The sequence below is a fragment of the Pseudomonadota bacterium genome, assembly GCA_039028155.1.
Taxonomy (GTDB): Bacteria; Pseudomonadota; Alphaproteobacteria; order SP197; family SP197; genus JANQGO01.
In genome coordinates, this window is the sequence record JBCCIS010000001.1 from 188,397 (window position 1) to 213,833 (window position 25,437).

23 protein-coding genes are annotated in these 25,437 nt (G+C 64.0%); 13 read left to right on the forward strand and 10 right to left on the reverse strand.

The features are described 5' to 3' along the window. Positions 1–15 precede the first annotated feature (15 nt). Positions 16–1,044: a DUF2125 domain-containing protein gene (locus AAF563_00940; protein ID MEM7119806.1), complete on the reverse strand. Its 1,029-nt coding sequence runs from the start codon at positions 1,042–1,044 to the stop codon at positions 16–18. 81 nt (positions 1,045–1,125) lie between these two features. Between AAF563_00940 and AAF563_00945 the strand changes: the two genes are divergently transcribed. Beyond that, a complete protein-coding gene (locus tag AAF563_00945) occupies positions 1,126–1,689 on the forward strand; it encodes a gamma-glutamylcyclotransferase (GenBank protein ID MEM7119807.1) in 564 nt (187 codons plus the stop codon). A 9-nt stretch (positions 1,690–1,698) separates the two neighbouring features. On the opposite strand, the gene AAF563_00950 is transcribed toward AAF563_00945, so the two are convergent. Next, positions 1,699–2,250 carry an SH3 domain-containing protein gene (locus tag AAF563_00950; GenBank protein MEM7119808.1) on the reverse strand — a complete coding sequence of 184 codons (552 nt, stop codon included), beginning with the start codon at positions 2,248–2,250 and terminating at the stop codon, positions 1,699–1,701. Positions 2,251–2,269: 19 nt separating this feature from the next. Between AAF563_00950 and AAF563_00955 the strand changes: the two genes are divergently transcribed. Then, positions 2,270–3,256, forward strand: a complete 987-nt coding sequence (locus AAF563_00955) for a D-glycerate dehydrogenase (protein MEM7119809.1) — start codon at positions 2,270–2,272, stop codon at positions 3,254–3,256. A gap of 12 nt (positions 3,257–3,268) precedes the next feature. On the opposite strand, the gene AAF563_00960 is transcribed toward AAF563_00955, so the two are convergent. From AAF563_00960 to ubiE, 6 genes are all read right to left on the reverse strand, one after another. Next, entirely contained in the window at positions 3,269–3,679 is a 411-nt protein-coding gene (locus tag AAF563_00960; protein ID MEM7119810.1) for a DsrE family protein, read from the reverse strand. Beyond that, a complete protein-coding gene (gene moeB / locus AAF563_00965) occupies positions 3,672–4,478 on the reverse strand; it encodes a molybdopterin-synthase adenylyltransferase MoeB (GenBank protein ID MEM7119811.1) in 807 nt (268 codons plus the stop codon). Before moeB ends, AAF563_00960 begins: the two co-directional genes overlap by 8 nt. Beyond that, the gene (gene dut / locus AAF563_00970; GenBank protein MEM7119812.1) at positions 4,478–4,927 is read right to left on the reverse strand and encodes a dUTP diphosphatase; all 450 of its coding nucleotides are present in this window, start codon (positions 4,925–4,927) and stop codon (positions 4,478–4,480) included. The genes moeB and dut overlap by 1 nt, the downstream gene beginning before the upstream one ends. Further along, positions 4,924–6,141: a bifunctional phosphopantothenoylcysteine decarboxylase/phosphopantothenate--cysteine ligase CoaBC gene (gene coaBC, locus AAF563_00975; protein MEM7119813.1), complete on the reverse strand. Its 1,218-nt coding sequence runs from the start codon at positions 6,139–6,141 to the stop codon at positions 4,924–4,926. Before coaBC ends, dut begins: the two co-directional genes overlap by 4 nt. Before the next feature lie 312 nt (positions 6,142–6,453). After that, complete coding sequence (ubiB, locus tag AAF563_00980) at positions 6,454–8,001, reverse strand: 2-polyprenylphenol 6-hydroxylase (protein ID MEM7119814.1); 1,548 nt, start codon at positions 7,999–8,001, stop codon at positions 6,454–6,456. A 25-nt stretch (positions 8,002–8,026) separates the two neighbouring features. Further along, positions 8,027–8,791 carry a bifunctional demethylmenaquinone methyltransferase/2-methoxy-6-polyprenyl-1,4-benzoquinol methylase UbiE gene (gene ubiE / locus AAF563_00985; GenBank protein ID MEM7119815.1) on the reverse strand — a complete coding sequence of 255 codons (765 nt, stop codon included), beginning with the start codon at positions 8,789–8,791 and terminating at the stop codon, positions 8,027–8,029. A gap of 37 nt (positions 8,792–8,828) precedes the next feature. Here ubiE and mutM point away from each other — a divergent pair, with 37 nt between their 5' ends. The 8 genes from mutM to AAF563_01025 all read left to right on the forward strand — a co-directional run bounded on the left by mutM (position 8,829) and on the right by AAF563_01025 (position 19,562). Further along, complete coding sequence (gene mutM, locus AAF563_00990) at positions 8,829–9,662, forward strand: bifunctional DNA-formamidopyrimidine glycosylase/DNA-(apurinic or apyrimidinic site) lyase (protein ID MEM7119816.1); 834 nt, start codon at positions 8,829–8,831, stop codon at positions 9,660–9,662. A gap of 2 nt (positions 9,663–9,664) precedes the next feature. Continuing rightward, entirely contained in the window at positions 9,665–10,027 is a 363-nt protein-coding gene (locus tag AAF563_00995; GenBank protein ID MEM7119817.1) for a hypothetical protein, read from the forward strand. A 125-nt stretch (positions 10,028–10,152) separates the two neighbouring features. Then, on the forward strand, positions 10,153–10,413 hold the full coding sequence (rpsT, locus tag AAF563_01000) for a 30S ribosomal protein S20 (protein MEM7119818.1): 261 nt from the start codon (positions 10,153–10,155) through the stop codon (positions 10,411–10,413). Between the two features lie 580 nt (positions 10,414–10,993). After that, the gene (dnaA, locus tag AAF563_01005) at positions 10,994–12,421 is read left to right on the forward strand and encodes a chromosomal replication initiator protein DnaA (GenBank protein ID MEM7119819.1); all 1,428 of its coding nucleotides are present in this window, start codon (positions 10,994–10,996) and stop codon (positions 12,419–12,421) included. 186 nt (positions 12,422–12,607) lie between these two features. Continuing rightward, positions 12,608–13,726: a DNA polymerase III subunit beta gene (gene dnaN, locus AAF563_01010; GenBank protein MEM7119820.1), complete on the forward strand. Its 1,119-nt coding sequence runs from the start codon at positions 12,608–12,610 to the stop codon at positions 13,724–13,726. A 20-nt stretch (positions 13,727–13,746) separates the two neighbouring features. Next, a complete protein-coding gene (recF, locus tag AAF563_01015) occupies positions 13,747–14,916 on the forward strand; it encodes a DNA replication/repair protein RecF (protein ID MEM7119821.1) in 1,170 nt (389 codons plus the stop codon). Beyond that, positions 14,913–17,333, forward strand: a complete 2,421-nt coding sequence (gene gyrB, locus AAF563_01020) for a DNA topoisomerase (ATP-hydrolyzing) subunit B (protein MEM7119822.1) — start codon at positions 14,913–14,915, stop codon at positions 17,331–17,333. Before recF ends, gyrB begins: the two co-directional genes overlap by 4 nt. Before the next feature lie 126 nt (positions 17,334–17,459). Continuing rightward, complete coding sequence (locus AAF563_01025) at positions 17,460–19,562, forward strand: PBP1A family penicillin-binding protein (protein ID MEM7119823.1); 2,103 nt, start codon at positions 17,460–17,462, stop codon at positions 19,560–19,562. Here AAF563_01025 and AAF563_01030 read toward each other — a convergent pair whose 3' ends face one another. Continuing rightward, complete coding sequence (locus tag AAF563_01030) at positions 19,563–20,873, reverse strand: cobyrinate a,c-diamide synthase (protein ID MEM7119824.1); 1,311 nt, start codon at positions 20,871–20,873, stop codon at positions 19,563–19,565. Positions 20,874–20,882: 9 nt separating this feature from the next. After that, positions 20,883–21,737 (reverse strand): uroporphyrinogen-III C-methyltransferase, encoded by an 855-nt coding sequence (gene cobA, locus AAF563_01035; GenBank protein ID MEM7119825.1) that lies wholly within the window; start codon positions 21,735–21,737, stop codon positions 20,883–20,885. Between the two features lie 84 nt (positions 21,738–21,821). Between cobA and AAF563_01040 the strand changes: the two genes are divergently transcribed. The 3 genes from AAF563_01040 (at position 21,822) to AAF563_01050 (ending at position 25,436) form a co-directional block, all read left to right on the forward strand. After that, a complete protein-coding gene (locus tag AAF563_01040; GenBank protein MEM7119826.1) occupies positions 21,822–22,907 on the forward strand; it encodes a cobalt-precorrin-5B (C(1))-methyltransferase in 1,086 nt (361 codons plus the stop codon). Beyond that, positions 22,900–23,649 carry a cobalt-precorrin-6A reductase gene (locus AAF563_01045; GenBank protein ID MEM7119827.1) on the forward strand — a complete coding sequence of 250 codons (750 nt, stop codon included), beginning with the start codon at positions 22,900–22,902 and terminating at the stop codon, positions 23,647–23,649. Before AAF563_01040 ends, AAF563_01045 begins: the two co-directional genes overlap by 8 nt. 62 nt (positions 23,650–23,711) lie before the next feature. Next, positions 23,712–25,436 carry an adenylate/guanylate cyclase domain-containing protein gene (locus tag AAF563_01050; protein ID MEM7119828.1) on the forward strand — a complete coding sequence of 575 codons (1,725 nt, stop codon included), beginning with the start codon at positions 23,712–23,714 and terminating at the stop codon, positions 25,434–25,436. The last annotated feature ends 1 nt before the right edge of the window (position 25,437 follow it).

Genomic DNA, 25,437 nt, shown 5'->3' on the forward strand with positions numbered 1-25,437 from the left:
AGCCCGCGGCGCGCCCTACAGCAACATATCCGGCGGCAGCACCGGCGGGACCGGCATCAGCGGTACCGGGCCGACGAAGAGCGTGCCGTTCTGCACCGTCACCGGCACGGTCAAGCGGCGTTCGCCGGTCTCCGCGTCCTGTTCGGCCATGACGTCCAGCACGGTCGAGGCGATAGAGGCCTGGTTGCGCGAGACTGACCCAACATCGACGAGCGCGTCGATCAGATCATTGTAGCCGACGACATCGGCGGTAAAGGCGCCGACCGGACGAAAGCCCTGGTCAACCGCCACGCTGCCATCGGCCTCAATGTCGAGCGGCGGCCAATCGAGCTTGAACGAGAGGATGTCGAGCACGCCGCCGGCATCGCGCCAGACCGCCAGGCGATCGCGGACCGGTCCCCCCGACGGCACCTGACCATTCAAACGAAAGGCGGCCGCCAGAAACGGGACCTCGCCAGCGAACGGTTCGGGCACCCGCGCCGCAAATCCCAGATCGTCGATCTGGACGAAGAGGTCGTGCGCCTGGCCGCCGCCGATCTGTTCGGCCTCGACCAGGATCCGGCCGGCGGTGATAGGCGCCTGGTTCTGTTCGACGGTGATGACGGCGTCCAGCGTCTCGGTCGTTATCTTGCTCGCCCGACCGTTGGCGATCTCCACCTGCCCAAGCGCCTTCGACGACTGCACGACCACCATGCGCGGCTGGTCGCCGGCATTGATGTAGATTCGCTGCTCCTCCGGCAAATCGAGCTGGATGCGGTCGAATTCCCAGGGCAGATAACGCGCGACCAGCCAGGCGCCGGACCAAGTCGCCGCCTGACCCTCGCCATGCCAAACGATCTCCGGAGTCGTGATCCGAATGTTCATGCCGAACGGGAAGCCGGATACCTCGGTCTCCCCATAGGTCGCATGCCAGTCCTTGTCCGGCTCGATCGCGGCCCAGGCGGCGATCCAATCCTGGGACCGGCCGGCCAGGACGAACCAGAAGACAGTATAGGCGACGGCCAACAGGACCAGAACGGCGATGGGCCATTTCAACACGCGCATGGCCCCTTATATCCCGCCGCCCCCTTGCCCGCGACCTTCATCGGCCTTATGTGGCGTGACACACGCCTGGAACTAGGGAACATGAGCGAACGTTGGACTGAGCCGAACGGCGACATATGGGTGTTCGGCTACGGTTCGCTGATCTGGCGGCCGGGGTTCGATTTCATCTTGCGCCGCCAGGCGCTGATCCACGGCTACCACCGCTCGTTCTGCATCTTTTCTCACTATCACCGGGGGACGCCGGAAAAGCCCGGCCTGGTGCTGGGCCTGGACCGCGGCGGGTCTTGCCGTGGCGTGGTCTATCGGGTTGCCGCCCAGAACGCGTCCGACGTCATCGATTACCTGGACGCGCGCGAACGTGTGACAGACGTCTATCACCAGGCTTGGGTGACGGCGAAAACCGAACAGGGCGCGGTCAGGGCACTGACCTATGTGCCGCGCTTTCGCACCCACCCGCAATACGCCGGCAAGCTGGAGCCGGCGCGGGCGGCCAAGCTGATCGCCCACGGTGTCGGCAACTCAGGCCCCGGCTGGGAGTATCTGGAGCACACCGTGAGCCACCTGAACGACCTGGGCATACGGGACCGGGGTCTGGACGACCTGCACCAGCGGGTCCGGTCGATTCGCAGGCGGACGCGTCCCTAAAGCAGATCTTTATTCAGCGTTATCGGAATCGTAGACGCCCCACAGCGACACCATGGGCAGCCAGCCTTTGGCGCCATTCACGTCGACACGGCACCAATCGTCTTCGCAGGACAGAAGGATGCCCTGGACGCCCGGTTCAGCGCGAAAGACAGGATAGGCGCTCTCCGACGGATCATCGCGGGCGATGACCACATCGACTCCGTCCACCATGACCGTGCGTTGGCCGGACAGCATCACGCGATGGATCCAGCCCACCGTGCCCTCGATATCCTGGATCTTACGCCACTGGTCGTACTCGGCGATGATCTCGACCGGCAGGCCCTTGCGGGTATAGACCCACTCGACCGGATAAGACTGGCCGGGACCGGCGCGCATATTGACCTCATCGGCCTTCAGCGAGGCAAAACGGGGCAGCGGCAGGTCTTGCGCGACCGCGCCAGTCAAGCCGACCGTGCTGCTGACGAGAAAAACCGCTACGGCAGTGCTCAGGTTGCGTTGTCCGGCATAAACGTATTTGCTAAAGAACGCGCGCACGCCGGCCGACCAATAATTGACGCGCATTCTGGTACCTGGGAGTGACATGTCCCGTAAACGTCCCCTTGTAATCGTGACCCGCAAATTGCCCGACGTCATCGAGACGCGGATGATGGAACTGTTTGATACGCGGCTCAACGATGACGATCATCCTATGAGCCGCGACGAACTGGTCGAGGCGGTCAAAACGGCGGATATCCTGGTGCCGACTCTGACCGACCGGATCGACAAGGGCATCCTGGCCCAGGCTGGCGAAAACCTGCGCCTGATCGCCAATTTCGCCACCGGCGTGGATCATATCGATTTGGCGGCCGCGCGTGAACGGGGCATTACCGTCACCAACACGCCGGGCGTACTGACCGAAGACACCGCCGACATGACCATGGCGCTGATCCTGGCCGTGATCCGCCGGGTCAGCGAGGGCGAACGGCTGATCCGCGACGGCGAGTGGACGGGCTGGGGCCCCAACTTCATGCTCGGCCACCGGCTCTGGGGCAAGCGGCTGGGCATCATTGGCATGGGCCGCATCGGCTCGGCCGTGGCCAGGCGCGCCCGGGGCTTCGGCCTCTCGATCCACTATCACAACCGGCGCCAGTTGCCGGAAGCCGCGGAGAACGCGCTGGAGGCGACCTATTGGGAAAGCCTCGACCAGATGCTGGCGCGCATGGACATCATCTCTGTCAATTGCCCGCACACGCCGGCGACTTTTCACCTGCTCTCCGCGCGCCGCCTGAAACTGTTGAAAGACACCGCCGTCGTCGTCAACACGTCGCGCGGCGAAGTCATCGACGAACAGGCGCTGACCCGGCTGTTGCGCGACAAGGCGATTGCCGGCGCCGGCCTCGACGTTTTCGAGCATGAACCGGCGGTCAATCCCAAGCTGCTCGCCCTCGATAACGTCGTCCTGTTGCCGCATATGGGTTCGGCCACCATCGAGGGCCGTATCGACATGGGCGAAAAGGTCATCATCAACATCAAGACCTTCGTCGACGGCCATAAGCCCCCGGACCGCGTGATCGACACTCTGCTCTAGGCGGCTTCGGACCTAAACGAACAGCGTCTGGCCTTCGGCCTCCGTCTGTCCGAAGAAGGTCACGAGGCCGCTGACCTCAATCGCAATATCGTCGCGCAAGTCTTCGGCGGACATGTCCTCGGCCTTCAGGCCGGCTTCGCAGACCATGAAGCCCACATCCATCGCGGCGCAGGACAACAACAACGTCTCGAAGTCGGCGATGTTGCGCTCCTTCAAGTGATCGTCCCATTCGGCGCCCGACAGGTTTACCCAGCCGTCGGGTCGGCGCAGCGCCTGGGTCGCACCCATGGTGAAGAAGAGCGTCACGGGCCTGTCCACCGCCGCGGCCGCCGCCGCCATCATCAGCGCGTAATGAACGCGGTCGAACGCACCAGCGTGGACGACAATCGAAAGGCGGCCCTGGTTTTTCCCCAGATCAGCCATTGGCATGCTCGGAGAGGTCTTTGATCGTCGCCTGCGGCCCGCAGAGGGCGCAGTCGGGATCGGCGCCGTAGCTTACACGCCGGAACTCGGCGCCCAAGGCGTCATAGATCACCAGGGTGCCGTCCAAACGCTCACCGAGCTCCAGGATCTCCTTCAGGACCTCGACCGCCTGGAGCGAGCCCATAACGCCCGCAATGGCGCCCAGGATCCCGGCCTCCGAGCAACTCGGGATAAGACCGTCGGGCGGCGGGTTGGGAAACAGACAGCGGTAGCAGGGGTGCTCGCCGTCCTCAAACGCGCGGAACGTGGTCAACTGACCGTCGAAGCGCAGCATGGCCGCGCTGACCAGAGGTTTTTTCGCCAGGAAGCAGGCGTCGTTGATCAGGTAGCGGGTCGCGAAGTTGTCGGTGCCGTCGCAGACAAGGTCGTATCCGGCAACGATGTCGAGGGCGTTGTGCGCCTCGAACCGCTCGTGATGCTGGATGACCTGGACCTCGGGATTGAGCGCTTCGACGGCCTGACGCGCGCTTTCGGTCTTGGCGACGCCGACCCGGTCGGTCGTATGGATGACCTGGCGCTGCAGGTTAGAGAAGTCGACGGCATCGTTGTCGACAATGCCCAGGGTGCCGACACCGGCGGCGGCAAGGTACATCAAAAGCGGCGCGCCGAGGCCGCCTGCGCCGATCACCAGGACCTTCGCCTGCATCAGCTTGGTCTGGCCGGCGCCACCGACCTCCGGCATCACGATATGGCGGGCGTAGCGCTGAAGCTGCTCTTCGGTGAAATCAGCGATGTCCATCAGCCCGTCCCCGTCGATCCGTGGCCACCGGTACCCCGCGCCGTATCGTCGAGGACATCGACCTCGATGAACTCGGCCCGCGTCACCGGCGCGATTACCATCTGAGCAATCCGCATGCCCCGCTCGATCACGAACGGCTCTTGGCCATGGTTGATCAGGATGACCATGACTTCCCCGCGATAGTCCGCGTCGATCGTGCCCGGACTGTTCAACACCGTCACGCCATGTTTGGCGGCCAGGCCCGACCGCGGCCGCACCTGGGCCTCATAGCCCACGGGCAGGGCAATCGACAGGCCCGTCGGCACCATGAGGCGATCATGTGTCTTCAGATGGACTGGTTCGTCGACAGCCGCCCGCAGATCAAGACCGGCGGCATCCGCCGTCGCATAGGCCGGCAGATCGAGATCCCGGCCGTGAGCGAGACGGAGGACGTCGACCTTGAGGCTCACGCGGCGAGCCGCTGGGCGATACGCTGCGCGAGTTCCCGGGCGACGTCGGCCTTGGTCATGCGCGGCCAGTCCTCAACACCATCGGCGGAGACCAGGTGGACGCTGTTGTCGTCGCCGCCGAAGGTGCCGGTGCCCGCAGACACATCGTTGGCGACAATCCAGTCGCAGCCCTTGCTGGCCAGTTTCGATTGGGCGTAGGCAACGACATCGCCGGTTTCCGCGGCAAAGCCGATGACCAGGCGCGGCCGGCGGTCGTTGCGCCCCGCGAGCGTCGCCAGGATATCGGGGTTCTGGCTCATCTCCAGAACCGGCGCTCCAGCGCCCGATTTCTTTATCTTGTTCTGGGCCTCGATCGCCACGCGCCAGTCGGCGACGGCGGCGGCACAGATTGCCACGTCGGCCGGCAAGGCTTCCTCGCAGGCCGCCAGCATGTCGCGAGCGGTCTCGACACGGATTACATGCACACCGCATGGATCGGGTAGGACGGTCGGTCCTGAGACAAGCGTGACGTTCGCGCCCAGGTTGGCGCAGGCCGCGGCGATGGCGTGACCCTGCTTGCCGGACGACCGGTTCGCGATATAGCGGACGGGATCGATGGGTTCGTGGGTCGGCCCGCTGGTGACAAGCGCGTGCAGGCCGGCGAGTGGACGCGTTGCGCCCTCTGGCCGGCCTTCACCGAAAAAATCGTCGATCGCCTCGATAATCATCGCCGGCTCGGCCATGCGGCCCTTGCCGACCTCACCGCAAGCCAGATCGCCCTCGCCGGAATCGACAAACATGACGCCGTCATCTTTAAGCTGCGCCATGTTGCGCTGGGTCGCCGGGTGCTCCCACATCGCCGTATTCATGGTCGGCGCGACCAGGACCGGTTTGTCGGTCGCCAGCAAGACCGTTGCGGCCAGATCGTCGGTCATGCCTGCGGCCATGCGCGCCATCAGATCGGCTGAAGCCGGCGCGACAACGATAAGGTCGGCCTCGCGCGACAGGCGGATATGGCCCATCTCGCTCTCGTCGGTCAGCGAAAAGAGATCCTGATAGACCTTGTCGCCGGAAAGCGCGGCGACCGAGAGCGGCGTCACGAACTGCGCGCCGCCGGCCGTCAGGACGCAGCGCACAACCGCGCCGCGCTCACGCAGGCGTCTGATCAGCTCCAGCGACTTATAGGCCGCGATACCGCCGGAAATGATCAATAGAAGACGTTTGCCGTCCAGCATCGGGGCCTCCTCGGCTGATCGCCATGCTGCACCTGCGAAAAGGTAGGCGTGTGGCGAGGTTGGCGCAAGGGGTCGTCGTGGCGCCGAACATACACGTCACCTGTCCCGTTTTGGCACATACCTATGCGGCACGGCTCCCTTAGGCGGGATCTTTCGCGCGCATCAACGCAGCAATCTGCCAAGCCCAGACAATCTGAGAACACCGGGATGGCTGGTGCCGGTCAGGGGCGCCAGGGCCGGCTGGGCGATACAACCGATACGACGCCGTCCAACCCTCGCGGATCCAGCTGGCGCACCGGTGAAAGACGCCGGTCAATCAATCAGGGCGATCACCGCCATGAACAACGCGATTCCGGCGAGAAGCCACAACCAACGCAGCGTCCGGGACGTTCGCGCCGCCTGCTGACGGGCCATGTCATCGACGGTGTCGGGATGCAGTTTCAGGCCGCCGCTTGTCAGGTCGTTGACCAGCTTCTCCGCCTTCAGCGCCATACCCGGCATGCGTTGTACAAACTCACCCGCATCATTGGCGCCGTCCATGATCTTGGCCTGCGGGCCCAGGTTCGCGACGGACCATTCCTCGATCAGTGGCCGCGCGACCTCCCAGATATTGAGACCGGGCGTCAGCGCGCGCCCGATGCCTTCGGTCATCAGCATGGTCTTCTGCAACATCAGAAGTTGGGGTTGGGTCTCCATGCCAAACTGTTCGGTGACACGAAACAGTTGTGCCAGAAGACGCGCGAGCGAGATCTCATTAAGTGGCCGTTCGAAGATCGGTTCGCCGATCGATCGGCATGCCTGCATGAAGAGATCGCGCGACGACGACTTCGGCACATAACCGGCTTCGAAATGCACATCCGCGACACGCCCATAATCGCGCGTCAGGAAACCGAGCAACATCTCCGCAAGCGTGCGCCTGGTCTGGCGGTCAAGTCGGCCCATGATGCCGAAGTCGACGGCGACAATGATGCCGTCGTCATCAACGAACAGGTTGCCGGGGTGCATGTCGGCGTGAAAGAAGCCGTCGCGAAACACTTGGTTGAAGAACACCTCGGCGGCCTGTTCGACAATCCTTTCGGGGTCATGGCCGGCGGCAATCAGCGCATCGCGTTCGTCGATAGGAATGCCGTTGATCCGCTCGACCGTCATGACACGCCGGCCGGTGCGCTGCCAGTCGACGGCCGGCACCCTGAAACCGGCATCACCGGCGGTGTTCTCCGCCAGTTCCGATGCAGCCGCGGCTTCCAATCGCAGATCCATCTCAACCGCGACGGATTCGGCCAGCGTCCGCACCACCTCAACAGGCTTCAGGCGACGCAGACTGGGCTGCGTGCGTTCTACCCATTCCGCCAACCACTGCGCCAGCGACATATCGGCGGCAAAGACGTCCTCGATACCCGGACGCAACACCTTGACCGCCACATCGCGACCATCGGTGGTGGTGGCGAAGTGCACCTGCGCAATGGATGCCGCGGCGACGGCCACGTCGTCGAAACTCTCAAAGAGACCTTCGACGCTTTCGTCGAACTCGTGCCTGATCGCGGCGCGGGCCGCGTCGCCTGAGAACGCCGGCAGACTGTCCTGAAGGTTGGAGAGGTCGTGCGCGATCTCATCACCGACAAGATCGGGCCGCACCGACAGCAGTTGTCCGACCTTGATGAAACTGGGGCCGAGTTCCTGAAGCGCTGCGCCCAGCCGTTCACCACGCCGGCCCGGCACCTCTTGCCGCGACACCTGACGCGCAGCCCATGTCAGCGCCGGCGCAACGCCAAGCATCTCAAGCGGGAATAGCGCATCGTGGCGGGCGAGCGTTCGCGCGATGGCAAACAACCGCGCTAGATGGCGAACGCTTCCGATCACACCGGTCATATCTGCCGTGGTCGGCTTACAGTCGCCACGCCGTATGAAGCGCCGCGACACCGCCTGTCAGGTTGACAACCTTAACATGACCGAGACCCGCCTCGCTGATCATGTGTGCGAAGGCACGTTGATCAGGAAAGCGACGAATGCTCTCGACGAGATAACGATAGGAATCGGGGTCGCCCGCGACGATACCGCCGAGGCGCGGCAACACCGAATCGGAATAGACACGATAGGCCCGATCGAGAATCGGCAAAACAACCTGACTGAACTCAAGACAAGCAAAGCGACCGCCCGGCTTCAACACACGGCGCGCTTCTTGAAGCGCGCGTTCAATGTGGGTGACGTTGCGAATGCCGAACGCAATTGTGTAGGCATCGGCCGCACCGTCGGTCACGGGCAGCGCTTCGGCATCGCCGCAGACCCATGTGAGGTTGTCGATCAAGCCGCGGTCGAAGGCACGGTCGCGCCCGACCTCCAACATGGCCGGATTGATATCGACCAGCGTGACGCCGGCGCCGTGTTCAATCAGGCGAAACGCGATGTCACCGGTACCGCCAGCCACGTCGACAACATGGTGGCCGGCTTTCGGTTTGACGGCCGCGACCATCTGACGTTTCCACAGGCGATGCACGCCGGCGCTCATAAGATCGTTCATCAGATCATAACGCGGCGCCACGCTCTCGAAGACGTCGCGAACCAAACCGGCCTTTTCGTCTTCGCCGACGACACGATCGCCGTAGCGTGTGGCGTGGTCGTTGTTGCTGTCGCCCAACATGGCGGCGACCATAGCGCGCGTCCACAAACGGCGCTAGTTTCGCCGCACCATGCCGGAACTTCCCGAAGTCGAGACCGTAAGACGCGGTCTGCAGCCAATCTTGGAGCAACGCGTGCTGACGCGCGTTGAACAGCGGCGTCCCGATTTGCGCATTCCATTCCCCGACGACTTCGTCGCACGGCTTGAAGGACACCGTGTCGAATCGCTGCGGCGCCGCGCCAAGTATCTCTTGTTGGATCTCGACGACGATACGGTGGTCATCGCGCATCTCGGGATGTCCGGGCGCATGGTTGTCAAACCAAAGGGCAACAACGCGCCGCTTGAAGCTCATGACCACGTCGTCTTGCACACCGATCAGGGAGAAAGTGTCGTCTTTAACGATGCCCGGCGATTCGGTTTGATGACATTGACCGATCGAAAGAGCGAAACGTCGCATCCGCTGTTGCGCCATCTGGCGCCCGATCCAACGGAACCGGCGTTCACCGGTCCCCATCTGGCAGACCGCCTGGCCGGCAAACGCACGCCGATCAAAGCAGCGCTTCTTGATCAGACCGTTATCGGTGGTGTCGGCAACATCTATGCATCCGAAGCGCTTTATCGCGCCGGCATTTCGCCACGACGCCTGGCGGCCAGCGTCAAACGCAAGCGCGCGGAACGCCTGGCAGACGCCGTGCGCGACGTTATTGCCGAAGCGATCGAGGCCGGTGGATCATCACTGCGCGATTACGTGCAAGCTGATGGCGAGCTCGGCTACTTTCAGCACCGTTGGCGGGTCTATGACCGCGAAGGCCAGGCATGTCCAACACCGGGCTGCCATGGTTTGGTCAAACGGATCGTTCAATCGAACCGCTCGACATTCTATTGCGGTTTCTGCCAACGTTAGTCATGGCTTCTCGACTCCTTATCGCGACCCTGCTTGTCATCGCGCTGTCTCATCCGATAAGCGCCGACAACGACGACACATTTGTTGCCGGTATCGGCGACCTGCCACTCATGGAAGGTCTGGTCGAGGATCCCGACGCCGCGATTATCTATGACAAGCCCGAAGGGCGTATCGTCGAAGCGATCGCCCATGGCAATGTCGCCGCCGAAGATGTCCGCACGTTTTATGGCGACACGCTGCTCCAACTTGGTTGGCAGGCAAGCGGTGAGGACATGGTCTTTACCCGCGAAGGCGAAGTGTTGACGATCGTCGTGGACGACGAAGGCAACACTGCGACGGTCAGTTTCTCGCTCGCGCCGCGTTAACTGTGCCGAGAGCTTGAGACCTGTCATGCGGGACGTCGCGAATCGCCGGATATGCTGCGATTGACGATGCACCAGCCCGCCGCTATAACCCGCCTCCCAATTTCACCAAGATGAACGAGACGATCATGGCCAATTCGGCACAAGCCCGTAAGCGCGTTCGCCAGACGCAGCGCCGCACTACTGTTAACCGCGTGCGCCTCAGCCGCATCCGTACCTATGTCAAAAAAGTCGAGACGGCGATTGCCACCGGCGACAAGGAAGCAGCGAAGGCCGCGTTGAAAGATGCGCAGCCCGAATTGATGCGTGGTGCGAAGGTCGGGGTGTTGCACAAAAACACCGCGTCGCGAAAAGTGTCACGCCTCGCGCGTCGCGTCGCTCAAATGTAATCTTGCGCGCCAACGGGCGCGCACTCTTCACGTTTCCGAACGCGCCGGATGACATCGTCCGGCGCGTTTTTCTTTGCCATGACGCCGCAAAGATATACAACTTTCGATTGTTGTCTTTCGTGACGGTGTCATGTTCGCGTGATGACCCCATTGTCTGCGCTTCCGCGGTTGATTTAAGGTGCACCCAAGGTCGAGGGTTCCGGCCAACAAAAAATCCAAAGAACGGCAGGTCTGTTCGGCGAAAGCCTTCAACGGTGGGGTAGTCCACTATCCCCGGCGCGTGGGTTGTCGTCTCGAGATCTGGAGCCGCAGACTAAAATAGTCGTGATGCATCGCCCATAAGGGGATGCAGCAGGGGATGATACGAAGTCGTGCAAATCATTGATACCAAAAGAAAAATTCAAACACCGCAAGATTGTTGTTGGGCGCGGTGCAGAAGTGTCGATGCAAACGAAGCCGTCATGAACAACGCACACGTTTGGTTGTTGCGTTCACAGGAAACGGCCGACTCGTTGAGAATCCTTAGCGACTCGTTGCATGGCCACGTGACGTGGCGTTGACGCAGATGGGGAAAACATCGATGGCCGTTGAAGCCGTAACTCTTGATCATGATGTCGAGGAGCAATGGAAGCGCGTACGTGGTCGTTTAAGGGCCGAACTTGGCGAGGCAGCATTCAAGACATGGTTGCGCCCGCTATCGCTGGACGGTGTCGCCGATGGCGAGGTCGTCATGCGGGTGCCCAGCGGCAACATGCGCGAGTGGGTGATGTCGCGTTGCGGCCAGCGTTTGCGCGATCTGTGGCTGGGCGAGAACGACGGGATCACCGGGATCAGCATTCAGGTCGGCGCACCGCGCCAGGCGCCCGCGCGCCGATCGATGGCCAGCGCACGCGCCCAGGCCGCCACCACCGCCGTGCAGGCCAGTGACATGACCGGCAGCAATCGCTCCGCGACCGTTACCCACATCGATGACGTCAATGCCTTCGAAGCGACGCTCGATTCGCGCTTTACGTTTGACGACTTCGTCGTCGGCAAGCCCAACGAGTTCGCCCATGCCGCCGCCCGCCGGGTCGCGGAGGCCGAGAAGGTCACCTTCAACCCGCTGTTCCTCTATGGCGGTGTCGGCCTGGGCAAGACCCACCTGATGCATGCCATTGCCTGGCATATCCGCCGGACCACGCCCGAGCGCCGCGTGCTCTACATGTCGGCTGAGAAGTTCATGTACAAGTTCATCCGGGCGCTGCGCTTCAAGACCCAGGTGGACTTCAAGGAGCAGTTCCGCTCGGTCGACGTCCTGATGATCGACGACATCCAGTTCATCGCCGGCAAGGAATCGACCCAGGAGGAGTTCTTCCACACCTTCAACGCCCTGGTCGACCAGAACCGCCAGGTGGTGATCTCCGGCGACCGCTCGCCGTCCGACCTGGATAACATGGAGGAGCGCCTGCGCTCGCGGCTGGGCTGGGGCCTGGTGGCCGACATCCACCCGACCGACTATGAGCTCAGGCTCGGCATTCTGGAGGCCAAGAACGCCCAGATCAGCGATGTCGAGGTGCCGCGCCGGGTCATGGAGTTCCTGGCCCACAAGATCACGTCCAACGTGCGTGAGCTGGAAGGGGCGCTTAACCGCATTACCGCGCACGCCCAGCTTGTCGGGCGCCCGGTATCGCTCGAATCCAGCCAGGAACTGCTGCGCGACCTCTTGCGGGCCCAGGATCGCCGGGTGACGATCGAGGAAATCCAGAAAAAGGTCGCCGAGCATTTCAACATCCGGATGGCCGATATGGTGTCGGCCCGCAAGCAGAGGGCGATCGCCCGGCCGCGCCAGATCGCCATGTATCTGGCCAAGCGACTGACCTCCCGGTCGCTGCCGGAAATAGGCCGAAAGTTCGGCGGCCGGGACCACACGACGGTCATGCATGGGGTGCGCAAGGTCGAACAATTGAAGAGCCAGGACCCCGCCTTCCGCGAGGATGTGGACCTTCTCGAGCGCATGCTGGAAAACTAAGTTATTTCAATAACTTACGACACCGCCGCCAGGGCCGTAAAACTGGCGGCGGGCGTCCTTGTCTGCTAGTCTCATTCCATAGTTTCCGGCCCTGCCGTACGTCATCCGTTCGCGTCCAAATCCGGGCGCAGCGAACGGGTGGTTTGCGGGCAGCGGCGAACCATTAGCAACGCGCAGGTTTGTCCCATGAAGTTGACCATCGAGCGCGCCGTCCTGTTGAGGGCGCTGGCCCATGTGCAGAGTGTTGTCGAGCGGCGCAACACCATCCCGATCCTGTCGAACGTGCGGCTGGAGGCCGAGGACGGCAACCTCCGCCTGACCGCCACCGACATGGATCTGGAGGTCGTTGAGGCGGTGCCTGCCGAGCTCGCCGTGGCCGGCGCGACAACGGCGCCCGCCCACACGCTCTACGACATCTGCCGCAAGCTGCCCGACGGCGCGGAGGTCGCGCTCGATACGACCGGCGACGCCGGCCGGCTGGAAATCACCTGCGGGCGCATCAACTTCCGCCTGCCCTGCCTGCCGCCGGAGGACTTTCCGGTCATGTCGGGCGGTGAGCTCAGCCATCACTTTGCGCTACCGGCTAGCGAGCTGCGCCGCCTGATCGACAAAACGCGGTTCGCCGTCTCGACCGAGGAAACCCGCTATTACCTGAACGGTATCTATCTGCATTGCGCCGACGGTGAAGACGGCCAGGCGCTCCGCGCCGTCGCGACCGACGGGCATCGGCTGGCGCGCGTCGATTCCGACCTGCCTGACGGCGCCGACGGCATGCCCGGCGTGATCGTGCCGCGCAAGGCGATCGGCGAACTTCGGAAGCTGATCGACGAGATGGACGGCGCGGTCCAGATCGACATGTCGGATACCAAGATCCGTTACACCTTCGACACCGTCGTTCTGACCACCAAGCTGATCGACGGCACGTTCCCGGATTACGAACGGGTGATCCCGCAAAACAACGACAAGATGCTGGAGATCGACAGCCGGCCCTTTATCGACGCGGTCGACCGCATGGCCGCGATCTCGACCGACAAGTCGCGCTCGATCAAGCTGGCGCTGGACAGCGACAAACTGATGCTCTCGGCCAACAGCCCCGACAGCGCGTCAGGCGAGGAAGAACTGCCCGTCGAATTCGCCGGGCCGGGTCTGGAGATCGGCTTCAACTCCCGCTATGTGCTTGATATGACAAGCCATATCGATGGCGAGCGGATCCAGTTCTCGATGGCGGACGCGGTGTCGCCGACCATTGTGCGCGACACCAGCGACCCGACGACGCTGTTTGTGCTGATGCCGATGCGGGTTTAGGCAACGGTTCAGCAGACCTTATGGCAACAGCGACACCATGGGCCCAAACAACCGGCGCGCCGGTTGCGCTTACCGAGCTTAAGCTGACGGATTACCGCGGTTACACCGGGCTCAGGCTGGCCGTTGAGACCGCGCCCGTGGTGCTGACCGGACCCAACGGCGCCGGCAAGACCAACCTTCTGGAAGCCATTTCCTACCTTTCACCCGGCCGTGGGCTCAGAGGCGCCAAGCTTGGCGACCTCGCCCGTCTTGGCAGCGCCGGCACCTGGGCGGTCGCGGCGACGGTTGCGACCCCGGCGGGACCGGTCCGTGTCGGCACAGGAGCCGACCCCGACGGCGAAAGCGAGCGCCGGGTGGTGCGCATTGACGGCGAGACCCAGCGCGGCCAGTCGGGCCTGGCCGAAGTCATGGGGCTGGTATGGCTGACACCGGCGATGGATGGGCTTTTCCGTGAGTCCGCTTCCGGGCGGCGGCGCTTTTTCGACCGCATCGTATACGGCCACGATCCGTTGCATGCACGACGCATAGGTGCTTATGAGCGCGCCATGCGTGAGCGCGCCAGGCTGTTGCGCGAGGGCGGACGCGATCCCGTCTGGCTTGGCGCCCTGGAAGAGACCATGGCGGAGAACGGCATCGCCGTCGCCGCGGCAAGGCGCGAGGTCGCCGCGCGGCTGGCCGGCGAGCTCGACCATGCCGCCGGACCGTTTCCTGGCGCCCATCTGGATATCGACGGCACCCTGGAGAAGTGGCTCGCAACCATGCCCGCGGTCGAAGCCGAACACGCCTTCCAGACGCAGTTGGCCGAAAGCCGGCCGCGCGATGCGGAGACCGGTGGCGCGGCCGACGGGCCGCACAAGTCGGATCTGGCCGTTCATCACGGCGATACGGGCGTTGCCGCCGACCTGTGTTCGACCGGTCAGCAGAAGGCCCTGGTGATCGCCATCCTGCTTGCTTCCGCCCGGCTGGAGGCGCGTCGGCGCCCGCCGGTCATGCTGCTCGACGACGTGGCCGCGCACTTGGACGACGAGCACCGCAATGCGCTGTTCGATGAGATCCTGACGCTCGGTCTGCAGGTTTGGATGAGTGGCACCGACGAGGACCAGTTCGGCGGCCTTACCGGCCGCGCCCAGTTTTTCCGCGTCAACGACGCCGATGTCGCCCCGGGCGACCAGAAAGGACCATTGGTATGAGTGACCAGGCCGCCCAGGACTACGGCGCCGAATCGATCAAGGTGCTGAAGGGCCTCGACGCCGTCAGAAAACGACCGGGCATGTATATCGGCGACACCGATGACGGCACCGGTCTGCATCACATGGTGTTCGAGGTCGTCGACAACGCCATCGACGAGGCGCTGGCCGGTCACTGCGATACCATCGACGTGATGCTGAACCCCGACGGCTCCGTCTCCGTCACCGACAACGGCCGCGGCATCCCGACCGACATCCACGAGGAAGAAGGCGTGTCGGCCGCCGAGGTCATCATGACCCGCCTGCATGCCGGCGGTAAGTTCGACCACAACTCCTACAAGGTCTCCGGCGGTCTGCACGGGGTCGGCGTCTCCGTGGTCAACGCGCTCTCCGACATCCTGGACATGACGATCTGGCGCGACGGTCAAGAACACACCATGCGTTTTCACCTTGGTGAGGCCGAGGCGCCGCTTGCCGTCACCGGCGAAGCCGAGGGCGGGCGCACGGGCACGCGCATCACGTTCACGCCGTCACCCAAGACGTTTAGCAACATCCAGTTCGACTATGATGTCCTGGAACATCGCCTGCGCGAACTGGCGTTCCTGAACAGCGGTGTCAAGATCCGCCTGATCGACGAGCGCACCGTCGAACGGGTCGAGACCGAGTTCCACTACGAGGGCGGTGTCGAAGCCTTCGTACGCTACCTAGACCGCAACAAGTCGAGCGTGCACGCCGACCCCATCTGGTTTTCGGACGACAAGGACGGCGTCTCGGTCGAGGTCGCCATGCAATGGACCGACAGCTACCACGAGAACGTGCTGTGCTTTACCAACAACATTCCCCAGCGCGACGGCGGCACCCATCTCTCCGGCTATCGTGGCGCGTTGACCCGCACGATCCAGAACTATGCGGCGGAGACGGGTCTTTTGAAGCGCGAGAAGGTCAACCTGACCGGCGAGGACATGCGCGAGGGTCTGACCTGCATCCTCTCCTGCAAGGTACCGGATCCCAAGTTCGCGTCGCAGACCAAGGACAAGCTGGTTTCCTCGGAGGTCCGGCCGGTGGTCGAGCAGATCGTCGGCGACAAGCTCGGCCAGTGGTTCGAGGAACACCCGGCCGAGGCCAAGATCATCGTCTCCAAATGCGTCGAGGCGGCGGCGGCACGCGATGCCGCGCGCAAGGCACGTGACCTCACCCGGCGCAAGGGCGCGCTCGATATCGCCAACCTGCCGGGCAAGCTGGCGGACTGCCAGGAACGCGACCCGTCGAAGGCCGAACTCTTCATCGTCGAGGGTGATTCGGCCGGCGGTTCGGCCAAGCAGGCGCGCGACCGCAAGAACCAAGCGGTGTTGCCTCTGCGCGGCAAGATCTTGAATGTCGAGCGCGCGCGCATCGACAAGATGCTGTCGTCGGACCAGATCGGCATGCTGATCACCGCCATGGGAACCGGCATCGGTACCGACGACTTCGATATCGAGAAGCTGCGCTACCACAAGATCGTCATCATGACCGACGCCGATGTCGACGGCGCCCACATCCGCACGCTGCTTTTGACATTCTTCTTCCGGCAAATGCCGGAGATCATCAAGCGGGGCTATCTCTACATTGCTCAGCCGCCGCTGTTCAAAGTCAAGCGCGGCTCCAGCGAGGTCTACCTGAAGGATGAGCGCGCCTATGAAGACTACCTGATCGACATGGGCCTGGAAGAAGCCGTCTTCGTGCACCATGACGGCAGCCAGGTCGCCGGCATCGAACTGCGCGAGATGGTCGACCGGGCGCGGCAGGCGGCCCATCTGATGCGCGCACTGACCCGCCGCCTGCCGTTGCTGGTCGCCGAGCAGACGGCGATAGCGGGCGTTCTGAATCCTGATGTGTTGGGCGACCCCGAGGTCGCGGGCCAGGCCGCCGACTACATCGCCAAGCGGCTTGATCACTTGTCGCTGGAAACCGAACGCGGCTGGTCGGGCGAATCCGACGGCGCCGGTGGCCTCGTCTTCCAGCGCACTGTGCGCGGCGTGACGGAGACCCACGCCGTTGACGGCCCGCTGATTGCCTCTGGCGAGGCGCGCGGTCTGAACGAAATGGCCGAGGACCTGCAATCGACCTACGCCCATCCAGGCGAGCTCGTCAAAAAGGACAAGCCGACGACGATCCAGGGCCCGACCGGCCTGCTCGACACCGTGCTGGAGATGGGGCGCAGGGGCGCGTCGGTGCAGCGCTACAAGGGGCTTGGCGAAATGAACCCTGAACAGCTCTGGGAGACGACGCTGGATCCCGAGGCTCGCACCATGCTGCAGGTTCAGGTGAAGGATGCGGCCGACGCGGATTCGCTGTTCGAAACCCTGATGGGTGACGTGGTCGAGCCGCGCCGCGACTTCATCCAGACAAACGCACTGAAGGTCACCAACCTCGATATCTGATCGGCGCGGTGGCGATCCTCTCTGCGTTCAACGAGCGGAACGCCATGAGGGCGTCATCGAAACGCCTTCTTTTGCCCGTTGTTTCCGTGTCTTAGGTCCCAAACGCAGCCTTTGATGATCTGACTGATGGCAAAAAAGCCGACCAAGAAGTCCGCGCGCGCCCGGCCGAAGGCGCCAGCAAAGAAGAAGGCGCCAGCGAAGAAATCCGCCGCCAAAAAGGCTGCACCAAAAAAGGCGCCAGCGAAAAAGTCAGGCGCCAAGAAGACGCCGCCAAAGAAAAACAGGAAACGCCGGTCGTTGCTCGGCCGCGTGCTGCGCGGCTTCCTGGTTGCCGGTATCTGGGGCGGCATCGCGCTTTGCCTCTTGCTGGGTTGGTACGCGCTTGACCTGCCCAACCCGTCGACGCTGGCGACCGATCGCCGGCCGGGCGTCACGGTTGTCGCCATCGACGGAACGGTGCTGGCCAATTATGGCGAGCTGCATGGCGACGCGCTGCACTACGAAAACCTTCCCCAACATTTGATCGATGCGGTCATCGCAACCGAAGACCGGCGGTTCTTCGACCACGTTGGCATCGATCCGATCGGCATCGCGCGTGCCATGGTCGCCAACATTCGCGCCGGCGGCATCGTGCAGGGCGGCAGCACGATCAGCCAGCAAGTCGCCAAGAACCTCTTCCTGACGCCGGAGCGTTCGTTCAAGCGCAAGGTGCAGGAAGCCATGCTGGCGATCTGGCTGGAGCGCCAGTTCACCAAGGAACAGATCCTCGCCATCTATTTGAACAGGGTTTATCTGGGCGGCGGCGCCTTTGGTGTCGATGCGGCGGCCCAGCGCTATTTCGACAAACCGGCGGTCGAACTCACGCTGGCCGAGGCGGCCATGATCGCGGGCCTTCTGAAAGCGCCGTCACGTCTGGCGCCGATCAACGACCTGGAAGCAGCCCAGGCGCGCGCCGCCATTGTGCTGAACCGTATGGTGGCAACCGGCTACCTGGACGAAGAAAGCGCCGCCTTCGCGCTTGCCGAACCAGCCGAGCCCGCGGCTCTCGTCAGCCATGGCGACGACGTGCGCTATGCGACAGACTGGGTGATGGCGCGCGCCGCCGACTATGTCGGTCCGGCGCGCGAAGACCTGATCATCGTGACGACACTGGAGCCCGCGGCACAAAGCGCGGCCGAAGCGACGATCGTCGAAGCGCTGGCGGCTTCCGGTGAAGAGCGCGGTGTCAGCCAGGCCGCGCTCGTCGCCATGGCACCTGACGGTGCGGTGCGCGCCATGGTCGGCGGCCTCGACTATGGCACCAGCCAGTTCAACCGCACCACTCAGGCGCTGCGCCAACCCGGTTCCGCGTTCAAGCTCTTCGTTTATCTGGCGGCGCTTGAGGCCGGCCGGCAGCCCAACGATCAGGTGTTCGACGGTCCGGTCGAGATCGAGGGCTGGAGTCCTGGCAATTTTGGCGGCGAGTACGCCGGGCCGATGACACTGCGTGAGGCCATCGCCCAATCGGTCAACACGGTGGCCGCGCAGACGGCGTGGTCGACCGGCATGACCAACGTGGTCGCCATGGCGCAGCGGCTGGGCATCAAGGCCGACCTGCAGCCTCTGCCCAGCCTGGCCTTGGGCACCGCCGAGGTGACCGCCTTGGAACTGACGGCGGCCTACGCGACGCTCGCCAATCAGGGCCGGGAAGTCTGGCCCTACGCAATCCTGGAGATCCGCACCCGATCGGGCCAGGTGCTTTACAGCCGCTACAGTCTTTCCGGCAAACAGGTGCTGGAGCCGCAGACTGTCGCGGCGATGACCGACATGCTGACGGCGGTCGTGCAGAGCGGCACCGGCCGCGCCGCCCAACTGGACCGGCCGGTCGCCGGCAAGACCGGCACCTCAAGTGATTTCCGCGACGCCTGGTTCATCGGTCTGACCCGCGACATGGTGGCGGGCGTGTGGGTCGGCAACGACGACGGCTCGCCCACTAACGATGTCACCGGCGGCGGCCTGCCGGCCCAGATCTGGGCCGGTTTCATGAATCGAAGCCTGACCGGTATGCCGTCGCGGCCCTTGGTCGACGCGTCGACGAGCGATGCCGTATCCGATGGCCTCGACATCTTCGAGGTCGGTGAGGAGGCATCGGAAGGATCCGGTTTCAACGATGTCATGCAGGGTCTGTTCGACGAACTCGCCGGCGGCGGCGCCGCGAACCCGGATCGGCAGGGCGGCCGCGACCGTTGATCAGCCGCTGTCGCGGTCAATTAGATGCAAGAACGATCCAGCGACACTGCCAACGCGTGAGCCGGCTTCGCCCCGATCGATGCATCGCGCATCTTTGGTCGCAAAGAACGGATCACCGCCACGTCTGATCTCCGCGGCGTAGTGAAACTCATGGCCACGCAACCCGCCGCCCATTGCACCCAGTGGACATGCTGAGAGGAGGCTGAGTCGGCGATAGCCCAAGTGAAGCCTGGGCGCGGCGAACGATGTCGCCACCGGAAGAAGGCCCGCCATCTTATGGTCCCTGCCGTCGCCATCTCTCAGCGTCTCGCCCAGCACCATGAAGCCGCCGCACTCGCCGAACACAAAGGCCTGGCGCTCGCCCGCCTCTCGCAGTCCATGCATGAAGACGCCGTTGGCGGCAAGGCGAGCGCCATGCAGCTCGGGATAGCCGCCGGGCAGATAGACGGCATCGGCGCTTCTATCGGGGGCCTGGTCAGCCAGCGGCGAAAAGAAGGTGAGATCCGCGCCAGCACGCCGCCATCCCTCCAATACGCCTGGATAGGCAAACGCGAACGCCTCGTCCCGGGCAACCGCGATGCGCTGCCCAAGTGGTGGCAAGGCCGTGTTGTCGCCAGCCCCGGTCTCCAATGCCGGCCGCGCCGCAACGTCGACGAGTGCATCCAGATCGACCGCCTCGGTGATGATGTCGGCGGCCGTCTCGAGGAACCGCTCGAGGTCGCCGTGCTCGCCCGCCTGCACCAAACCGAGATGCCGCTCGGGGAGCTCGAGGCGCTGATCGCGCGGCACCGCGCCGATAACCGGCACCCGGTCCGCGACCGCATCGCGCAGCAGTTCCGCATGGCTGTCGCCGCCAACGCGGTTGAAGATGACGCCGGCGATCCGGACGTCGGAGCGGAAGTTGACGAACCCTGTAAGGGTCGCGGCGGCAGAGGTGGCCTGCCCGCGCACGTCGATCACCAGGACGACGGGCCAGGCCAACCTGGCCGCCAGATCGGCGGTCGAGCCGGTACCGTCGAGCGCGCCGTCGAACAGGCCCATCACCCCTTCGCCGACGATGATGTCGGCATCGTCGGACACACGCCGCGCCTCGGCCTGAAGCGTCACATCGCGCATCGCCCAGGGATCGAGGTTCGGCGCCGGCCTGCCGGTCGCGGCCGTATGAAAGGCCGGATCGATGTAGTCGGGCCCGGCCTTGAAGGAACGCACGTCGAGACCACGCCGTTTAAGCGCGCGCAGGACAGCAAGCGTCATGACCGTTTTGCCGGAGCCCGACGCCGGGGCGGCGATGATCAGGCCCGGTGCGGTCAAGAGGGGCCCTTAGCCGACGCGGCGGTCGGCCTTCAGTCCCAGCGGATCGGGCTTCAGCACGCGGCCGTCGAGGGCGCCAAGCCAATCGAGACCGTCGCGCAACCGCACGATCTCACCGATCGCGACAATCGCCGGCGCCCTAATGTCATGCGCCACCACGTCATCGGCGGCATCAGACAACCGGGTCTCGAGGACGCGCTGGTCGGCGGTCGAAGCATTCGACACGACCGCGACCGGGGTATCCGCCGCCAACCCGCCGATCATGAGTTCGCCCGCGATGTGATCGAGATGCTTGAGCGCCATATAGAGCACGATCGCGCCCGAACCCCTGGCCAGCGCCGCCCAGTCGATGGTGTCCGGCACGTCACCGCCGGCGGCGTGACCGGTGACGAAGGTGACCGTGTGGTTAGTGTCGCGGTGGGTGGTCGGAACGCCGGCATAGGCCAAGCCACCGATGCCGGCGGTGATGCCCGGCACGATCCTGAACGGCACCTCGGCAGCGACAAGTGCCAGTGCCTCCTCGCCGCCACGCCCGAAGACCAGAGGATCGCCGCCCTTCAGCCGCAGGACACGCTTGCCCTGGCGCGCCAATTGAATCAGCCGGTTGGAGATGTCCGGCTGCCTGGGCGACGGCCTGCCGCCACGCTTGCCAGCATAAACCAACTCGGCCCCGGTCCGCGCCATCGCCAGGATGCGGTCATCGACCAGCGCGTCATAGACCACCACATCGGCCGTCATTAGGCCATGATGGGCAAGCAGCGTGATCAGACCGGGATCACCCGGACCGGCGCCAACAAGCCAAACCCAGCCGGGCTCAAAGGCCGGCAGGTCAAGCTCACGACGGGTTTCGGACACGTCTGTCATACCGGGCAACCTACTACGGGCGCTGATCGAAGCCTAGATATCCTGTTGCTTTCGCTCAGCACAAGCTGACCCTAAAATTGTCCCATGCGCGACAAACCGGATCGTCCCCTAAAGCGCGGCTGGACCACCGGCGCCTGCGCGACGGCGGCCACGGCGGCGGCCTATGGCGCGCTGGTCACCGGGCGCTTCAGCGATCCCGTCGTCATCACGCTGCCGAAGGGCGAGCAGCCGCAATTCTCACTTAAACGACAGGAGCGCGACGACAAGAGCGCCACCGCCTCCGTCGTCAAGGACGCCGGCGACGATCCCGATGTCACCCATGGCGCCGAGGTCGTGGTGACCGTCTCTCCAGGCAATCCCGGCGCGGGGGTCACCTTTGTCGCCGGTCCGGGCGTCGGGACCATCACCAAGCCGGGTTTGCCGTTGCCGCCCGGCGAACCGGCGATCAACCCGAAACCACGCGAGATGATGCGCCAGACCATCGCGGATCTCGCCGAACAACTGGGCGGACCTGAGGACGTCGCGATCGAGGTCGCGGTGCCCGGCGGCGAGACGCTCGCCGCTGAGACGTGGAACCCCAGGCTCGGCATCGTCGGCGGCATCTCGATCCTTGGGACGACCGGTATCGTCATTCCCTATTCATGCTCGGCTTGGATCCACTCGATCCACCGCGGCATCGACGTGGCGCGCGCCACCGGTATCGACCATGTGGCGGGCGCGACCGGCAAAGTCTCCGAGGCCACGGTTCAGGCGCGCTATGGCCTGGACGACAGCGCGCTGATCGACATGGGCGACTTTGCCGGCGGCATGCTGAAGTATCTGCGCAACCACCCGGTGCCCCGGGTCACCATCGCCGGCGGTTTCGCCAAGCTGACCAAGCTCGCCGACGGCCATCTGGACCTGCACTCCAGCCGCAGCCAAGTCGATATCGCCGGTCTCGCCGACAGTCTGGCGACGGTGGGCGCTTCCGCCCAAATCGTCGAGCGCGCAAAAAGCGCCCATATGGCCGGCGAGGTGCTGCAGATCGCGGCGGAGAACGATCTGCCGATCGCCGATGTCATCGCCGGGCGGGCGCGGCAGACAGCCTTGGCGACACTTTCCGGCGGCATTGCCGTCGACGTGCTTGTGGTCGACCGGCAAGGCGCGGTGATCGGCGAAGCCGGTGGTTGAGCGGCTGCTGATCCTAGGCGGCACCGGGGAGGCCATCGCGCTCGCCGAAGCACTCTCCAGGGCCCATCCAGAGCTACATCTCATCACATCGCTCGCCGGTGTCACACGCTCTCCGAGAGCCGTTCCGGGTGAAGTGCGTAGCGGCGGATTTGGCGGCACAATGGGCCTAAAACAATATCTATCGGACATGCATATAGATTGCGTCGTCGATGCCACCCACCCGTTCGCCAGTCAGATCGCCGACCACGCGGCGCGCGCCTGCAGGGATCTCTGCGTGCCTCGCCTCAAGCTCGTGCGGCCGATGTGGCGGCGCATGCCGGGCGACAACTGGGTCGCGGTGGCCGATGCCGATGAGGCTGCCGAAGCCTTGTCGCGACAAGGCGCCGGGTCGGTCTTTTTGACACTCGGCATCCGCGACCTCGACCGGTTCGCCGGACTTGAGGACGTCCGGTTCGTGGTGCGACTGATCGAGCGCCCGGCAGAGCCCCTGCCCATCGCCGCCACCGTTGTCATCGGTCGCGGTCCGTTCCCGGCGGACGCCGAGCAGGCGCTGATGGTGCGTGAGGGAATTGACGCGATTGTCACCAAGGCCAGCGGCGGCAAAGCGACTGAGGGCAAGATCCTTGCCGCCCGTGCGCTTGGTCTGCCCGTTGTCATGATCACCAGGCCGCAGATGCCTGATGGCCCAACAGTTGAGAGCATTCACGAAGCGCTCAACTGGCTGACAGATCATATGACCTAGCGCCCAGGACCGCTCTAGGATAAGAGCAGCCGTCGCATGTGCGTTCGCAATAGGAGGACAGTGTGGAGCGCAGACTTGCCGCCGTTCTGGCCGCCGACGTTGTCGGCTTTGCCCATTTGGTCGAAGCCGATGAGGCGGGTACGGAGGCGACATTGGCGGCGCACCGTTCGGAGCTTATAGAGCCGATGGTCTTGCACCATGGCGGGCGCATCATGAAACAGACGGGCGCCGGCGTCGTGATTGCGTTTGCCAATGTCGTTGATGCCGTCTCAACGGCCGTGACGGTGCAGCGGGGCATGGTCAGGCGCAACGCGGGCGTGCCGAAGAGCGCACGCATGGACCTCAGGATCGGCATCGATCTGGCCGACATTTCCGCCAGCGACGACACCTTGGGTGGAGACATCATCAAGGTCGCCAAACGTCTGGAGGCGTTGGCCGAGCCCGGCAGTATCTGCATTTCCGGTACGGTGCACGCGCAAATCGCCGGCAAGCTCAACCACCGCTTCGTCGAGGGTGGCGAACGATCCGACGCCGCCATGCCCGAACCGGTTCAGCTTTGGCACTGGTCCGATGAAATCGCGACGCCGACCGACAAGGCCCTGCCCTTGGCGTTGCCCGACAAGCCGTCGATTGCCGTTCTGCCCTTCGCCGACCGCTCGGGCGATCACCAGCAAGCCTTCCTCGCCGATGGCATTGCCGAGGACCTCATTACCGGTCTCAGCCGGCGCCGAGGCCTCTTCGTCATCGCCCGCAGTTCGTCCTTTGCCTACCAGGGCAAGAGCCCGAAGATCTGGGATGTCGGCCGTGAACTCGGCGTTGCCTATGTTGTTGAGGGCAGCATCAAACGCGACGGTGACGCGATTGCCGTTAGTGCTCAGATGATCGACACACGCACGGGCAATCAAGTTTGGAACACGAGGCGCGATGGCGCCTTGGGCGACATCATCGCGATCGAGAGCGAGTTGGTCGAGGCTATCGCCACGACATTGTCGGTACCCTCGGACTCACCGCCTAAGGCCCTTGCAAACAGGCCGAACGTCGACGCCTTTGAGCTCGTCCTTCAGGCCCGCTGGCTGTGGTATCGCGATCAGGAGACTGTCGCACCCATCATCGAACTGCTCGAGAAGGCTCTCGCGCTGGAGCCCGCCTATGCCGAAGCCTTCGCGTTGCTGGCCGACGTTTACGCGACCAACATCTTTTCTGCGAACGTGTCGCTTGATCGCCATGCGGAATTGGCCCGTCACTATGCCCTAAAGGCTCTGGAGGCTGACGCCAAAGACACTTTTGTCCAGGCGGTTGCCGCCCTGACATTCTCCGTCCTCGGCGATTTCGATCTTGCCGAGACCCATTCCAGCGCCGCTGTCGTGCTCAATCCCAATGACTATCTCGCCGTCTATTCGCGTGGCACGACGCTGACCTATGCCGGTCACATGAATGCCGGCCTGATGTGGCTGGAGAAGGCGATGCGCCTTGATCCCCATGCCGCGCACCAGGACCTGGAGGTTGTCGTCGAATGCCACTACATGCGCCACGCCTATCTTGATGCGATCAAGACCTTCAAGCGCTGGCAAAGCGCACCGCTGTACATGTACGACGTGCTGGCCGTGTGTTACGCGCAGCTAGGCAGACTCGAGGACGCCGCCGATGCGCTCGACATCTGGTTGAGCAATCAGCCCGACGGCTACAATTTCAATGACACCTTGGGAACGCACATGAACATGTGCAAACGCCAGGAAGACCGCGACCACTGGCTCGAAGGTTACCGCAAGGCCGGACTAGTGACCTGAG

Coding starts and splice junctions, on each gene's coding strand:
- AAF563_00940 (MEM7119806.1), bottom strand. CDS start 1,044: ATGCGCGTGTTGAAATGGCCCATCGCCGTTCTGGTCCTGTTGGCCGTC.
- AAF563_00945 (MEM7119807.1), top strand. CDS start 1,126: ATGAGCGAACGTTGGACTGAGCCGAACGGCGACATATGGGTGTTCGGC.
- AAF563_00950 (MEM7119808.1), bottom strand. CDS start 2,250: ATGCGCGTCAATTATTGGTCGGCCGGCGTGCGCGCGTTCTTTAGCAAA.
- AAF563_00955 (MEM7119809.1), top strand. CDS start 2,270: ATGTCCCGTAAACGTCCCCTTGTAATCGTGACCCGCAAATTGCCCGAC.
- AAF563_00960 (MEM7119810.1), bottom strand. CDS start 3,679: ATGGCTGATCTGGGGAAAAACCAGGGCCGCCTTTCGATTGTCGTCCAC.
- moeB (MEM7119811.1), bottom strand. CDS start 4,478: ATGGACATCGCTGATTTCACCGAAGAGCAGCTTCAGCGCTACGCCCGC.
- coaBC (MEM7119813.1), bottom strand. CDS start 6,141: ATGCTGGACGGCAAACGTCTTCTATTGATCATTTCCGGCGGTATCGCG.
- ubiE (MEM7119815.1), bottom strand. CDS start 8,791: ATGGTCGCCGCCATGTTGGGCGACAGCAACAACGACCACGCCACACGC.
- mutM (MEM7119816.1), top strand. CDS start 8,829: ATGCCGGAACTTCCCGAAGTCGAGACCGTAAGACGCGGTCTGCAGCCA.
- AAF563_00995 (MEM7119817.1), top strand. CDS start 9,665: ATGGCTTCTCGACTCCTTATCGCGACCCTGCTTGTCATCGCGCTGTCT.
- rpsT (MEM7119818.1), top strand. CDS start 10,153: ATGGCCAATTCGGCACAAGCCCGTAAGCGCGTTCGCCAGACGCAGCGC.
- dnaA (MEM7119819.1), top strand. CDS start 10,994: ATGGCCGTTGAAGCCGTAACTCTTGATCATGATGTCGAGGAGCAATGG.
- dnaN (MEM7119820.1), top strand. CDS start 12,608: ATGAAGTTGACCATCGAGCGCGCCGTCCTGTTGAGGGCGCTGGCCCAT.
- recF (MEM7119821.1), top strand. CDS start 13,747: ATGGCAACAGCGACACCATGGGCCCAAACAACCGGCGCGCCGGTTGCG.
- gyrB (MEM7119822.1), top strand. CDS start 14,913: ATGAGTGACCAGGCCGCCCAGGACTACGGCGCCGAATCGATCAAGGTG.
- AAF563_01025 (MEM7119823.1), top strand. CDS start 17,460: ATGGCAAAAAAGCCGACCAAGAAGTCCGCGCGCGCCCGGCCGAAGGCG.
- cobA (MEM7119825.1), bottom strand. CDS start 21,737: ATGACAGACGTGTCCGAAACCCGTCGTGAGCTTGACCTGCCGGCCTTT.
- AAF563_01040 (MEM7119826.1), top strand. CDS start 21,822: ATGCGCGACAAACCGGATCGTCCCCTAAAGCGCGGCTGGACCACCGGC.